Annotated in this window: 13 protein-coding genes; 9 read left to right on the top strand and 4 right to left on the bottom strand. The window is 74.8% G+C overall.

All coding sequences use genetic code 11. The features are described 5' to 3' along the window. Positions 1-251 precede the first annotated feature (251 nt). Together QWJ41_RS16975 and QWJ41_RS16980 are read left to right on the top strand one after the other, a co-directional pair. Positions 252-1,832, top strand: a complete 1,581-nt coding sequence (locus tag QWJ41_RS16975; protein ID WP_302709598.1) for a CocE/NonD family hydrolase — start codon at positions 252-254, stop codon at positions 1,830-1,832. A gap of 9 nt (positions 1,833-1,841) precedes the next feature. Beyond that, positions 1,842-3,092: a phosphodiester glycosidase family protein gene (locus tag QWJ41_RS16980; protein WP_302709600.1), complete on the top strand. Its 1,251-nt coding sequence runs from the start codon at positions 1,842-1,844 to the stop codon at positions 3,090-3,092. On the opposite strand, the gene QWJ41_RS16985 is transcribed toward QWJ41_RS16980, so the two are convergent. Beyond that, complete coding sequence (locus tag QWJ41_RS16985; protein ID WP_302709601.1) at positions 3,079-3,585, bottom strand: hypothetical protein; 507 nt, start codon at positions 3,583-3,585, stop codon at positions 3,079-3,081. The genes QWJ41_RS16980 and QWJ41_RS16985 overlap by 14 nt on opposite strands. A gap of 102 nt (positions 3,586-3,687) precedes the next feature. Here QWJ41_RS16985 and QWJ41_RS16990 point away from each other — a divergent pair, with 102 nt between their 5' ends. After that, positions 3,688-4,272 (top strand): mismatch-specific DNA-glycosylase, encoded by a 585-nt coding sequence (locus tag QWJ41_RS16990; RefSeq protein ID WP_302709602.1) that lies wholly within the window; start codon positions 3,688-3,690, stop codon positions 4,270-4,272. A 22-nt stretch (positions 4,273-4,294) separates the two neighbouring features. On the opposite strand, the gene QWJ41_RS16995 is transcribed toward QWJ41_RS16990, so the two are convergent. Next, positions 4,295-5,542, bottom strand: coding sequence for a glucose-1-phosphate adenylyltransferase (locus QWJ41_RS16995; RefSeq protein WP_302709604.1), 1,248 nt, complete (start codon positions 5,540-5,542; stop codon positions 4,295-4,297). A gap of 77 nt (positions 5,543-5,619) precedes the next feature. On the opposite strand from QWJ41_RS16995, the gene glgA reads away from it, so the two are divergent. The 4 genes from glgA (at position 5,620) to QWJ41_RS17015 (ending at position 9,001) form a co-directional block, all read left to right on the top strand. Then, positions 5,620-6,822 carry a glycogen synthase gene (glgA, locus tag QWJ41_RS17000; protein WP_302709605.1) on the top strand — a complete coding sequence of 401 codons (1,203 nt, stop codon included), beginning with the start codon at positions 5,620-5,622 and terminating at the stop codon, positions 6,820-6,822. A gap of 131 nt (positions 6,823-6,953) precedes the next feature. Next, entirely contained in the window at positions 6,954-7,409 is a 456-nt protein-coding gene (locus QWJ41_RS17005; RefSeq protein WP_302709606.1) for a hypothetical protein, read from the top strand. 24 nt (positions 7,410-7,433) lie between these two features. Further along, positions 7,434-8,225 carry an inositol monophosphatase family protein gene (locus tag QWJ41_RS17010; RefSeq protein WP_302709607.1) on the top strand — a complete coding sequence of 264 codons (792 nt, stop codon included), beginning with the start codon at positions 7,434-7,436 and terminating at the stop codon, positions 8,223-8,225. A gap of 26 nt (positions 8,226-8,251) precedes the next feature. Further along, a complete protein-coding gene (locus QWJ41_RS17015; protein WP_302709608.1) occupies positions 8,252-9,001 on the top strand; it encodes a hypothetical protein in 750 nt (249 codons plus the stop codon). On the opposite strand, the gene QWJ41_RS17020 is transcribed toward QWJ41_RS17015, so the two are convergent. Then, a complete protein-coding gene (locus QWJ41_RS17020) occupies positions 8,964-9,455 on the bottom strand; it encodes a DUF4234 domain-containing protein (RefSeq protein ID WP_302709609.1) in 492 nt (163 codons plus the stop codon). The genes QWJ41_RS17015 and QWJ41_RS17020 overlap by 38 nt on opposite strands. A 280-nt stretch (positions 9,456-9,735) precedes the next feature. Here QWJ41_RS17020 and QWJ41_RS17025 point away from each other — a divergent pair, with 280 nt between their 5' ends. Together QWJ41_RS17025 and QWJ41_RS17030 are read left to right on the top strand one after the other, a co-directional pair. Continuing rightward, entirely contained in the window at positions 9,736-11,196 is a 1,461-nt protein-coding gene (locus tag QWJ41_RS17025) for a DUF1800 domain-containing protein (protein ID WP_302709611.1), read from the top strand. A gap of 10 nt (positions 11,197-11,206) precedes the next feature. Beyond that, positions 11,207-12,505 (top strand): DUF1501 domain-containing protein, encoded by a 1,299-nt coding sequence (locus QWJ41_RS17030; protein WP_302709612.1) that lies wholly within the window; start codon positions 11,207-11,209, stop codon positions 12,503-12,505. Between the two features lie 85 nt (positions 12,506-12,590). Here the strand turns inward: QWJ41_RS17030 and QWJ41_RS17035 are convergent, their stop codons facing one another. Continuing rightward, positions 12,591-12,773: a hypothetical protein gene (locus tag QWJ41_RS17035; protein ID WP_302709613.1), complete on the bottom strand. Its 183-nt coding sequence runs from the start codon at positions 12,771-12,773 to the stop codon at positions 12,591-12,593. Positions 12,774-12,787: the final 14 nt, after the last annotated feature.

Genomic DNA, 12,787 nt, shown 5'->3' on the forward strand with positions numbered 1-12,787 from the left:
TGTTTTGCGCTCCGCTCTGCTCGACCACCGGCGTCGTTGGTCGAGGAGGTTGCGCAGCAACCGTCTCGAGACCCGGTGAGCCCATGGCGTAGGGCGAGTGGGCACCTCACGGGGTCTCGGCGTCGCTCGTCGCTGGCGCTCCTCCCTGCTCGACCAACGGAGCGGCATACGCCGTGAACTGGCGCCGGGTCGCGTGACCCCGGGTCCGTGTGCTCGTTGTGCCGGTCGTCACCATCCACCCGGGAGCACACATGCGTCGAGTCACCGCCCTGGCCACCGCGGCCGCCACCCTGGCCACCCTGGGGCTCACCTCCCTGGGCCTCGGACCGGGCGGGTCGGTCGCGCCGTCGGCGTACGCCGCGTCGGTGGAGCAGGTGCGGGTCAGCGACGGCTGCGTCAGCAGCGTGCCCGAGCCGGGCGAGAGCGACGCGGTCGAGATCTGCTACTCGCTGTTCCGCCCGGCGGGCGCGACCCGCAAGCGCCCGGTGCCGATGATCGTGCACAGCCACGGCTGGGGCGGCTCGCGCACCACCGACGCCGCCGCCTTCGACACCTTCCTCGAGGCGGGCTACGGCGTGCTCTCCTTCGACCAGCGCGGCTGGGGCGAGTCCGGTGGCCACGCGCACGTCGAGAACCCCGCCTTCGAGGGCCACGACGTACGCCGCCTGGTGCGGCTGGTCAGCCGGCTCGGGTGGGTGCAGCAGGACCGGCCCGGCGACCCGCGCCTGGGCGCGATCGGCGGCTCCTACGGCGGCGGCTACCAGTTCCTCGGCGCGTTCGAGTCGCTGCGCACCAAGGGCCGGCCCGTCTTCGACGCGCTCGCCCCGCAGATCACCTGGAACGACCTGTTCACCAGCCTGGCTCCCGAGGGCGTGGTGCGCACCGAGTGGGCGCTGCTGCTGGCGGCCGCCTCGGTGCCCGACGACGCCCTGCCCCGCAACGTCTACAAGGCCCTCGTCGAGGGTGCCGCGCTCGGCCAGTGGCCCGACGGCTCGGTGCCCGGCACCGAGGACATGGTCGCGTTCATGAAGAAGAACGGGCCCGCGTGGCACGTCGCCAACGGCCGTCGCCTCGACATCCCGGTGCTGCTGGGCCAGGGCACCACCGACGGGCTCTTCCCCCTCCAGGAGGGTCTGGAGAACTGGCGCACGGCCCTGACGAAGCGGGCCCGTCGCGACAGCATCTTCGTCGGCTACAACGGCGGCCACGTGCTGCCGGCGGTGCTGCCGATGGGCGTCTCGATCACCTCCGACCCGTGCAGCGCCGAGCTCGCCGGCGGCGACTTCGAGCAGCTCTCGCTGCGCTTCTTCGACGAGCAGCTGCGCGGGCGCCGCACCGGGCTGGGCGGCTACGGCCGCCTGCACATCGCGACCCCGACCGACGAGTGCATCACCACCCGCACCGAGCGCACCAACCGCAAGGTCGACCTCGGCACCGTCGCCACCTCGACCGCTGCGGGCGTCCCGGTCGGGACCCTCGTCGCCGAGGGCCCCATCGAGGTGGCCGGCTCGGCGTACCTCACCGCCGACGTCACCGCGGCCGGCGTCGAGAACCGGGCCTTCTACGGCCTGGCCGTCGGCACCAGCCCGCTGAACGCCCGGCTGGTGCAGAACAACGTGCTGCCGCTGCGCGAGGCCCTGCCGGTCGTCGGCGAGCGGCGCCGCATCCCGCTGCCGGCGGTCGGCGTGCGCGTGCCGGCGGGCCAGAACCTCTACCTGCTGGCCAGCCCGTTCAGCGAGACCTTCGTCGGCATGAGCAGCCGCACCCCGGGCGCGATCGTGCTCGAGGACACGGTGCTGCACCTGCGCCGGACGGGCCCCGGGCGCGCTTAACCTTGGGCGGTGCTTCCCCGCTCTCGGACCACCGCCCTCGCGCTCGCCGTCGTGCTCGCGGGCCTCGGCGCGCCCGCGCTCGCCGACGACTCCCCCACCGACCCCACCGACCGCACGGGTCCCGGCGGCCGCATCGACCCGGGCCTGCCGGTGCACGCGGGTGTCGACGGCCCGCACAGCTCCGACGGGCTGCGCGGTCGGGTCGCGCCGCGCGCATCGGCGTACGACGACGAGCCGACCACGCGCGTGGTGCTCGAGCAGCGCCGCATCGCCCCGGGCGTGCGGTTCTCGTCGTGGAGCGAGACCGACGCGCGCGGACCGGTGCGCTCCCACCTGCTCGCCGTCGACCTCGACGAGAGCAGCCTGCGCCTCGACTACGCGGCGCCGACCAAGGTGGCCGCCACCGACGACGTGATGTCGCTGGCCCGGGCCCGCCAGGCGATCGCCGCGGTCAACGGCGACTTCTTCGACATCGGCCGCACCGGCGCCCCGCTCGGGGTGGGCCGCTCGGTGACCCGGGGGCTCTTCAACGCCCGTGAGAGCGGCTGGAACGCCGCGTTCTACCTGACCCGCAAGGGCCGCGCGCAGGTCGGCGAGGTGAACCTGCGCGGCGCCATCAAGGAGCGCCCGCAGGCCAGCGTCACCAACTTCAACTCCCACTTCGTGGCCCCCGGCGGCATCGGCGTCTACACGCAGCGCTGGGGCGCCTCCCCCGGCTACGCCGTCACCCAGGGCCAGGAGAAGGACATCCGGATGGTCGAGGTCCGCGGCGGCAAGGTCGTCTCCAACCGGGCCAGGCTGCGCCCCGGGTCGAAGATCCGTGGGCTCGTGCTCGTCGGGCGCGGCGAGGGCGCGCGCCAGCTGCGCAAGCTGCGCACCGGCAGCGCCACCGTGAGCTGGTGGCTGGCCGGGCGGCCCTCCATGGTCGTCACCGGCAGCAAGGCCCTCATCGACGAGGGCGTCGTGCAGGTCGTCGACGACAGCGAGATGCACCCGCGCACCGCGGTCGGCATCGACCGCGACACCAACGAGGTGCTGCTGCTGGTCGTCGACGGGCGCTCCTCGACCAGCCGGGGGCAGACCCTCGTCGAGCTCGCCCGCACCATGGTCGAGCTCGGCGCCGACGAGGCGCTGAACCTCGACGGCGGCGGCTCGAGCACCATGGTGGCGCGCGAGTCGGGCTCGCTGCAGGTGCAGAACTCGCCCTCCGACGGGTCGCTGCGCCAGGTCGCCAACGGCCTGGTCGTCACCCAGCGCTGAGGGCGCCCGCCTCGAGCACCACCACCGCGACCGTCGTCATCGGCGCGAAGCACTGCCGCCCGGGGCTCGGCAGCGGGCCCGGCTCGAGCACCACGCCCGCCGGCGTACGACGGGCCGCGACGCTGGTCGGCTCGTCGCAGCCGATCGCCACCACCTGGGCCGCCAGCTCCTCGTCGCCCTCGACCTCGAGGGCCGCGGCCGCCTCGACCACGTCGCTCGCGAAGCCCTCGGTGAAGTCGGCCGTGAAGCCGGCCAGCGCCGCGTCGTCACCCACCGGCACCGCCACCTCGCCGGGCCCCTCCCCCGCATCGGTGGCGGTCACCAGGCGCTCGCGCAGCACCACTGGCGCGCCCGCACCCTCGCCCACGCCGGCGTCCGTGCCGACAGCGCCGTCCTCGGCGCGCTCGTCCGCCGCCTCGCCGCCGCACGCCGCCAGGGAGGCGGTCAGCAGGACCGCAGCGGGCAGGTGCAGGAGGGCTCCGAGAGGTCGCATGAGGATGCGACGGTACCCACGCCGCCCCGGTTCCACGCCGAGCCGGCCGGTTCGAACGGGCCGGCTCGGCGCTGGGGCGGCGGGGCGTGGGAGGCTCGGGGCGTGGGTCGATCGTTCTCGCGCGCCGAGCTGGAGTCCTTCCGTGACGCGGAGGTGCCCGACCTGCTGGGCCCCGACGTGCGGCTGCTCTTCGTGGGCATCAACCCCGGGCTGTGGACCGCGGCGACCGGCACCCACTTCGCCCACCCCGGCAACCGCTTCTACCCCGCGCTGCTGCGCGCGGGGGTGATCGACGAGCCGATCGACCCGGCGGCCGGGATGAGCGAGGCGGAGCGCGACGTGCTGCGCCGGCGCGGCATCGCGATCACCAACCTGGTGCGCCGCGCCACGGCCAAGGCCTCCGAGCTCTCGCGCGCCGAGCTGGTCGAGGGCGGCGAGCGCCTGCACGCGCTGGTCTCCGAGGTGCGCCCCCGCGTCGTCGCGGTGGCGGGTGTGACGGCGTACCGCAGCGCCTTCGGCGACGCCAAGGCACAGGTCGGGCGCCAGCCCGAGCCGATGGCCGGCAGCGAGCTGTGGGTGGTGCCCAACCCCTCGGGCCTCAACGCGCACGAGACCGTCGCCACCCTCGCCGAGGCGTACGCCGAGGTGGGGCGCGCCGCCGGCATCCTCCCGGCCGCCCCGGGCTGAGGGACCCCGAGGGACCCCAGGCTCAGCGCGGCAGCTGCTGGTCCTTGCCCATCACGGTCAGTCCGTCCTGGACGATCAGCCCGCGGGCCAGGTCCTCCTCGGGATCGACCCCGATGCGCGCGCCCGCGGGCACGACCACGTTCTTGTCGAGGATCGCGTCGCGCACCACCGCACCGGCCCCGATGATCACGCCGTTGAGCAGCACCGAGCCGCTCACGTCGGCGCCGCTGTCGACCCAGCAGGCCGGCGAGAGCACCGAGCGGCGTACCTGCCCGCCGGTCACCACCACGCCCGGCGAGAGCACCGCCTCGTCGGTCACGCCCGGCACGCCCCCGGCGCCCTGCACCACCTTGACCGGCGGCTGCGGGCCGTAGGAGGTGTAGATCGGCCAGTCGAAGTTGTAGAGGTTGAAGACCGGCAGCGGCGAGACGACGTCCATGTGGGCCGCGTAGTAGGAGCCCAGGGTCCCGACGTCGCGCCAGTAGCCCTTGTCGCGGTCGGTGGCGCCGGGCACCACGTTGTCCTTGTAGTCGTAGACGCCCGCCTGCGAGCGGCGCACGAAGGCGGGCACGATGTCGCCGCCCATGTCGTGCTTGGAGCCGGTCGTGGTCGCGTCGCGGGTCACCGCGTCGACCAGCGCGTCGGCGTCGAAGACGTAGTTGCCCATCGAGGCCAGCACCTCGCCCGGGCTGTCGGGCAGGCCGACGGGGTCGGTGGGCTTCTCGAGGAAGTCGCGGATGCGCGAGGGCGCCTCGGGGTGCACGTCGATAACGCCGAACTGGTCGGCCATCCCGATCGGCTGCCGGATGGCGGCCACGGTGCAGGCGGCGCCGCTCTCGACGTGCTGGTCGACCATCTGCGCGAAGTCCATCCGGTAGACGTGGTCGGCGCCGACCACGACGACGATGTCGGGCTTCTCGTCCTTGATCAGGTTGAGGGACTGGAAGATCGCGTCGGCGCTGCCGAGGTACCAGTGCTTGCCCACCCGCTGCTGCGCCGGCACCGGGGTGACGTAGTTGCCCAGCAGGGTCGACATCCGCCAGGTCTGGGTGACGTGCCGGTCGAGGCTGTGCGACTTGTACTGGGTCAGCACGACGACCTTGAGGTAGCCGGAGTTCACGACGTTGCTCAGCGCGAAGTCGATGAGCCGGTAGATCCCGGCGAAGGGCACCGCCGGTTTGGCGCGGTCGGCGGTCAGCGGCATCAGCCGCTTGCCCTCACCGCCGGCCAGCACGATCGCCAGGACCTTCTTGCGCGCCGAGGAGCTCATGGCGACACCGTACTGCGCTGTGACTCCCGACACGCTGGGTCTGCACAGGACCGGCGTGGGGCGAGTAGGTTCGTGGGGTGCGAGTCGACGTGCTGTCCAAGGAGTACCCGCCCGAGGTGTACGGCGGCGCCGGCGTGCACGTGGCCGAGCTGGTGCGTGCGCTGCGGGCGCGCGACGACCTGACCGCCCGGGTCCACGCGTTCGGCGCGCCGCGCGAGGAGCCGCTGACCTCCTCCTACGCCGATCTCCCCGATCTCGGGGACGCCAACGCCGCGCTGCGCACGATGGGCGTCGACCTGGCCATCGCCGCCGGGTGCGCCGGCACCGACCTGGTGCACTCCCACACCTGGTACGCCAACTTCGCCGGGCACGTGGCCGGCCTGCTGCACGACGTGCCGCACGTGGTCTCGGCGCACTCCCTGGAGCCGCTGCGGCCGTGGAAGGCCGAGCAGCTCGGCGGCGGCTACCGGCTCTCCTCGTGGGTCGAGCGGACGGCGTACGAGTCGGCGGCCGCGGTGATCGCGGTGTCCGCCGCGATGCGCGACGACGTGCTGCGCTCCTACCCCGCCGTCGACCCCGACCGCGTGCACACGGTGCACAACGGCATCGACACCGCGCTGTGGACCCCGGTCGACGACCCCGAGCGCGTACGCCGCCTCGGCGTCGACCCCGACCGGCCCTCGGTGGTCTTCGTAGGCCGGATCACCCGCCAGAAGGGGTTGCCGCTCTTCCTGCGGGCCGTGGCCGCGCTGCCGCCCGGCGTGCAGGTGGTGCTCTGCGCCGGGGCGCCGGACACCCCCGAGATCATGGCCGAGGTCGAGGCGCTGGTCGCCGACCTGCGTGCCGGGCGCGACGGTGTCGTGTGGATCGCCGACATGCTGCCGCGCGCCGACGTGGTCGCGCTGCTCAGCGCTGCGACCGTCTTCGCCTGCCCGTCGGTCTACGAGCCGCTGGGCATCGTCAACCTCGAGGCGATGGCCTGCGAGACCGCGGTGGTCGCGACCGCGACCGGCGGCATCCCCGAGGTGGTCGTCGCACCCGACGGCGCCGCGGAGCCCACCGGGCTGCTGGTGCCGATCGAGCAGGCCGACGACGGCAGCGGCACCCCGCTCGACCCCGATCGCTACGTCGCCGACTTCGCCGAGGCGCTGACCTCGCTGGTCACCGACCCCGACCGCGCCGCGGCGATGGGCCGGGCCGGGCGCCGGCGCGCCGTGGAGTCCTTCGGGTGGCCGGCCATCGCGGAGCGGACCATGGAGGTCTACCGCTCGGTGCTGTGAGGCCTGGCCGGTCGGGCCTGTCAAGGCCCGCGACGCCCGCCTGTGGACGACCGGCGGCCACCGAGGTGCTCCCCGGGTGCCCTGTGGAGAGCCGGTCGCGGGCGGGGTCGCGAGGGGGCAGCGTGCTCGCCATGGACACCACACCCGACCCCACGCCCCTCTCCCACGACCCCGCCCCCGTGCGCAGCCAGAGCGACCTGCTGCGGCTGTGGCGGGCGCTGATGGGCGAGCTCGGATTCACCCGCACCTCCACGTGGGTGCTGCACCTCGACGAGGACGACCGCCCCACCCGGCGGCTGCTCGAGATCGAGGACTGCGCCGACGAGCCGGTCCGCGACGACCTCGACTCGCTGACCACCCTCCTGCTGCGCGTCGGCGGCACCCCGCCGGGGCGCTGGGTCTTCCTGCGCAGCCGGCCCGGGCGGCACGGCCCCGACGACCTCGACCGCACGTGGGCGCGCGAGCTGGGCCGGGCCTGCCGGCGCGCCGGCGTGGTCTCCGACGTGGTGCACCTGGCCACCGACCAGCGGCTGGTGCCCCTGCCCGTCGACGACCTGCCGGCACAGGGCCTGCCCGCCTCGGCCTGAGCCCGACCTGGGTACGGTCAGCACGTGCAGACATCCGACGTGCTGACCCTGCTCCGGACCGTGGGCGAGGAGGTCGTCGAACCCCGCTTCCGCAGCCTCGGCGACGCCGAGGTCGAGGAGAAGAACCCCGGTGACCTCGTCACCGTGGCCGACCGCGAGGCCGAGGTCCGGCTCACCGAGGTGCTCCAGGGCGCCTACCCCCGCGCGGTCATCCTGGGCGAGGAGGCCGCCGAGGACGACGAGTCCGTGCTGGCGCGGTTCGCCGACGCCGACCACGCGTTCACGATCGACCCGGTCGACGGCACCAAGAACTTCGTCAAGGGCTCGCCCGACCACGCGATGATGATCGCCGAGCTGCGCGGCGGAGAGGTCGAGCGCAGCTGGATCTGGCAGCCCCAGCACCGCACGGCGTACGTCGCCGAGCGCGGGCGCGGCGCCTGGCGCGACGGGCAGCGGATCACCCGGCCGCCGGTCGGCGAGCGGCTGCGCGGCGTCACCTCGCGCCGCGGCTGGATCGGGCGGGCGCTGGGCACCCTCGAGGCGCTGGAGCTGACCTGGGTCTGCTGCGGCGTCGACTACCCGCGGGTGGTCGAGGGCGGCGACGCCGGGGCCGACTACGCGCTCTACCGCAAGACCAAGCCGTGGGACCACGCCCCGGGCTCGCTGCTGCTCAGCGAGGCCGGCGGGGTGCTGGGCACCTTCGAGGGCGGGCCCTACCGCCCCCAGGAGCCGGCCCCCGCGGGACTGGTCGCGGCGGCCGACCGGGCGACGTACGACCTGGTGCGCGGGCTGGTGCACGCGCTGCCCGGGGCCTGAGGAGCCGCTCCCCTAGGCTGCCGCGCATGACGACCTGGCTGCCGGCGGGCACGACCAAGACGATGTTCGTGGTGCGCGCCGACCCGGCGCCACTGCGCGCCGCCGCGCTGCGCGACGAGCTGGCCGGGGCCGGCGCGGTGCGGGTGCAGCTCAACGTCGACGACGAGCACGTCGCGCCGGCGCTGCGGCTGGCCACCGCCGCCCCGGTGAGCGCGGTGCTCAGCGTCTGGTCCGACCCCGCGCACGACCCGGCCGGCGTGGCCGCGGTCGTCGCCGACGCGGTCGGGGCGACCTCGGGCTGGGTGGTCGACGAGCGCCGCCGCCTCGACCCCGCCGAGCGCTACGACGGCGCCCGGGCCGAGGAGCTGGCCAACGTCGCGGTGCTGCGGCGTCCCGCCGACCTCGACCGCGAGACCTGGCTGCACCGGTGGCTGGTCGAGCACACCGGCGTGGCGATCCGCACCCAGGCCACCACCGGCTACGTGCAGAACATCTGCACGGCCCCGCTCGGCACACCGGCTCCGGCCGACGAGCGCGTCGAGGCGCTGGTCGAGGAGCTGTTCCCCGCCGCCGCCGTGCGCGACGTGCACGCCTTCTACGGCAGCGGCGGGGACGACGCCGAGCTGGGCCGGCGCCTCGAGCAGCTGATGGCCAGCGTGGCCCGCATGGGCGCCGACCGCGACCTCGACCTGGTGCCGAGCAGCCGGCACCTGTGGGACCTCGCGGACGTGCCGGGGCTCAGCCGCGAGCGCCCAGCGACTCCCAGTAGTCGTTGATCGCGCCGTTGGTCTTGACGAACCAGATGATCGGGCCGACCAGGATGAACATGCCCGGGAAGTACCAGAGCCCGGTCACGCCGCTCACCGTGCGCCGGCGCCCGGCCCGCTCCTGCATCGTGCCGACCTCGGCGGAGGTCAGGTAGGGCATCACGATGCCGACGAAGATGGCGAGCACCAGGGCGACCACGCCGCCGATGCCCTGCCCGGTGTGGCGCTTCATCTCCTCGTGCACCTTGAACCACCAGTACCAGCCGTAGATCCCGAAGGTCACCACGAAGAGCAGCATCGCCACCCCGGTGCTGCGCACCTCGCCGACCGGCCCCTGGCCGGGCACCGGCGGCTGGGGCTGGGCGTAGGCCTGCGGCGCGTACCCGTAGGGCGGCGGCGGCTGGGCCGGCTGCGGCTCTCCCGACGGGGGCGGAGGCGGCGGGAAGGGGTTCTGCTCGGACACGGGTGGCCTCCACGGTGCGGGCTGGGACGGATCTGGGGTGGGACAGGTCTGGTCGGCCGACCCTACCGACCCTCGGCTGCGACCGACGTAGTCCGTTCGGGCCATGCCCCGCCCCGGTCGGACAGATCTCGGCGTCGAGCGGCCGGAACAGGCCCGGAGACCCCCCGGACCGCCGCGAGGGAGCCCACAGTGGACCCCACGTCATCCCCCGGCGTCGCTCCACCTCCCCCCGCCCCCCCCGCTCCACCTCCCCCCGCTCCGGCCCTGAGAAGAGGTCCCCGTGCCGTCGCCGTACGCACCCGGTCGCTACCGGACCACCCCCACGCTCGGGGGTGCCGCCCGGCACCTGGCACTGCGCTTCTCCTACGGGCTGACCCCCGAGCTCGTCACCTCGGTCAAGCGCGCCGGCGGCGGGCTCGCCTGGTTCGACGCCCAGCTCGACCGGCCCTACGACGCCGCCGCCGACGCCCGGCTGTGCGACTGGTGGCCCGACCTGCACCTCGACGCCGCCACCATCTGGCAGCGCCAGGTCAGCGGCGGGCGCGGCACGTGGGAGGTGATGGCCGACTACGCCCGGCGCCTGCTGGTGCGCCGGATGACCTCGACCCACCAGGTGCACGAGGTGATGACCGACTTCTGGGAGTCGCACCTGCACGTGCCGGCCAACGGCGACGCGCAGGGCGTGTGGCGCTCGTCGTACGGCGACGTCGTGCGCCGCCACGCCCTGGGCCGTTTCGACGAGCTGCTCGTCGAGGCCATCACGCACCCGGCGATGCTGGTCTTCCTCGACAACGCCACCTCGACGAAGTCGCACCCCAACGAGAACCTCGGCCGCGAGCTGCTCGAGCTGCACACCGTCGGCGTCGGCGCGCACACCGAGGACGACGTCAAGGCCTCGGCGCGCATCCTCACCGGCTGGCGCGTCGACCTGTGGCGCACCTGGGAGGCCTCCTACTCGCCGAAGGACCACTGGACCGGTCCGGTCGCGGTCGGCGACTTCCGCGACGCCAACGCCGACCCCGACGGCCGCGCCCTGACCCGCCGCTACCTGCGCCACCTGGCCCGGCAGCCCGCCACCGCGCGGCGCATCGCGCGCAGGCTGGCGGTCAAGTTCATCAGCGACACCCCCTCCGAGCAGGTCGTCGACGAGCTCGCGGCGGTCTACCTGGCCAACGACACCGCGGTGGTGCCGGTGCTGCGCGCGCTGGTGCGCACCCAGGAGTTCCGCCAGGCCAAGGGCCAGAAGCTGCGCGACCCCGCCGAGGACGTCGTGGCCTCCTACCGCGCGCTCGGCGCGCGCGTGGTCGCGCCGCAAGCCGGCGACCACGCCGCCAACGCGGTGCTGTGGCAGAGCGACGCCGTCGGGCTGCGCCCGGCCGCCTGGCCCCGCCCCGACGGCCCGCCCCTGCACGGCGACCCGTGGGCCTCCCCCAGCCGGGCGCTGGCCTCGATGGACGTGCACTGGTCGCTGGCCGGCGGCTGGTGGCCCAAGAAGGGCGTCACCTGGCAGTCCCCCCAGGACTGGACCCCCGAGCTGCCCATCGAGTTCCGCGACCTGGTCGACCACCTCTCCCGCGCCGTGCACGGGCGCCGCTCGAGCCGCCAGCTGCTGCGCGCGGCGTGCGAGGCGGTCGAGGCCCGGCCCGGTGAGCGGATCACCCGTGACCACCGGCTGATGGCCTGGCAGTTCAACCGGCTGCTGGGCGTGCTGCTCGACCACCCGCACCACTACCACCGCTGAGGACCCCCCTTTGAGCACCCCCCAGCTCACCGTCCCCGGCAGCCCCGCCCCCTGCGGCTGCCCCGAGTACGCCGCCCTGTCGCGGCGCGGCCTGCTGCGCGGCCTCGGCGCCGCCGGGCTCACCTGGAGCGTCGGCTCCGCCGTGGTCAGCGCTGCCGGCCCGGCCGCCGCGGCCGCACCGACCGCGGCGACGACGTCGACCACCGGCGCCGGCTCGGTGCTGGTCGTGCTGTCGCTGCGCGGCGCGGCCGACGGGCTCTCGCTCGTCGTGCCCCACGGCGACCCGGCCTACTACGCGGCGCGCCCCCGGATCGCCGTACCGGCCGAGAAGCTGCTGGTGCCCGACGGCTTCTTCGGCCTGCACCCCTCGCTCGAGCCGCTGCTGCCGCTGTGGCGCTCGGGGCGGCTGGCCGCGGTGCACGGCACCGGCCTGCCGGTGGTCAATCGGTCGCACTTCGCGGCGATGGAGGCCGTCGAGGACGCCGCGCCGGGCTCCACCGAGCGGGTCGGCTGGCTCAACCGGCTGCTCGGCGAGCTGCCCGGCTCCTCCCCGCTGCAGGGCCTCGCGGCCGGTCGGGCCGAGGTGCCCACCTCGCTCTTCGGCCCCGAGCCGGTGATGGGATTCCGCTCCCTCGACCAGACCGGCATCGCCGGCGACGACCAGTGGGACCCCAACGGCACCCGGGTGCGCTCGCTGGAGCGGATGTGGAAGAAGTCGCCGACCTCGATGGGACGCGCCTTCCGCTCGGCGATGCAGGCGGTCGGCGACCTCGAGCCGGCGCGGGCGCAGGCCGACCGCAACGCGTCGTACCCCGACGACGACCTGGGTCGCGCCCTGGCCTCGGTCTCGCGCACGCTGCGCGGCGACGTGGGCGTCTCGCTGGTCACCGTCGATCACGGCGACTGGGACATGCACACCGACCTCGGCACCCTGGCCTGGGGCCGGATGCGCCGCGAGGGCGACTCCCTGGCCCGCGGCATCGCCGCCTTCTTCGACGACCTCGGGCCCGTCGCCGACCGGGTCACGCTGGTGACGGTCTCGGAGTTCGGGCGCCGGGTCGCCGAGAACGCCAACCACGGCCTCGACCACGGCTGGGGCACCGTGATGCTCCTGGCCGGGGCCGGAGTCCGCGGCGGCTACCACGGCTCCTGGACGCCGCTGGGCTCCGGCCTCGACGCCGACGTGCCCGTCACCACCGACTACCGCTCCGTGCTCGCCGAGGTCGTCGCCGCCCGCACCCCCGCCTCCCCCGCCGTCGTCTTCCCCGGCTTCCAGCGCCAGCGCGTCGGGGCGATGCTCGGCCAGTGAGGCTGCGGTTTCCCCGGGTACCCGGGGAACCCGTTCGAGTGACCCTCCAGGCACCCCCGACCCCGCTCGGCCGGTGCCTGAGGGGTCAGTCGACCTGGCGGGTCTCGTGTGAGGCGGCCTCGGCGACTCGTCGGTGCAGGCGGGCCCGCACCTCGTCGGGGCTCAGGCGGGTACGCCGCCGCTGGTCGCGCGCGACCACCGCCCCGGTCGCGGCCACCCCGGCCAGCCCGGCCACGCCCAGCACCTTCCACACCCTGCTCGCCCTCATGGCCCAGACTCTCC

The sequence above is a fragment of the Nocardioides cremeus genome (genome assembly GCF_030518195.1).
Classification (GTDB): Bacteria; Actinomycetota; Actinomycetes; order Propionibacteriales; family Nocardioidaceae; genus Nocardioides; species Nocardioides cremeus.

Coding starts and splice junctions, on each gene's coding strand:
- QWJ41_RS16975 (WP_302709598.1), top strand. CDS start 252: ATGCGTCGAGTCACCGCCCTGGCCACCGCGGCCGCCACCCTGGCCACC.
- QWJ41_RS16985 (WP_302709601.1), bottom strand. CDS start 3,585: ATGCGACCTCTCGGAGCCCTCCTGCACCTGCCCGCTGCGGTCCTGCTG.
- QWJ41_RS16995 (WP_302709604.1), bottom strand. CDS start 5,542: ATGAGCTCCTCGGCGCGCAAGAAGGTCCTGGCGATCGTGCTGGCCGGC.
- QWJ41_RS17005 (WP_302709606.1), top strand. CDS start 6,954: ATGGACACCACACCCGACCCCACGCCCCTCTCCCACGACCCCGCCCCC.
- QWJ41_RS17015 (WP_302709608.1), top strand. CDS start 8,252: ATGACGACCTGGCTGCCGGCGGGCACGACCAAGACGATGTTCGTGGTG.
- QWJ41_RS17035 (WP_302709613.1), bottom strand. CDS start 12,773: ATGAGGGCGAGCAGGGTGTGGAAGGTGCTGGGCGTGGCCGGGCTGGCC.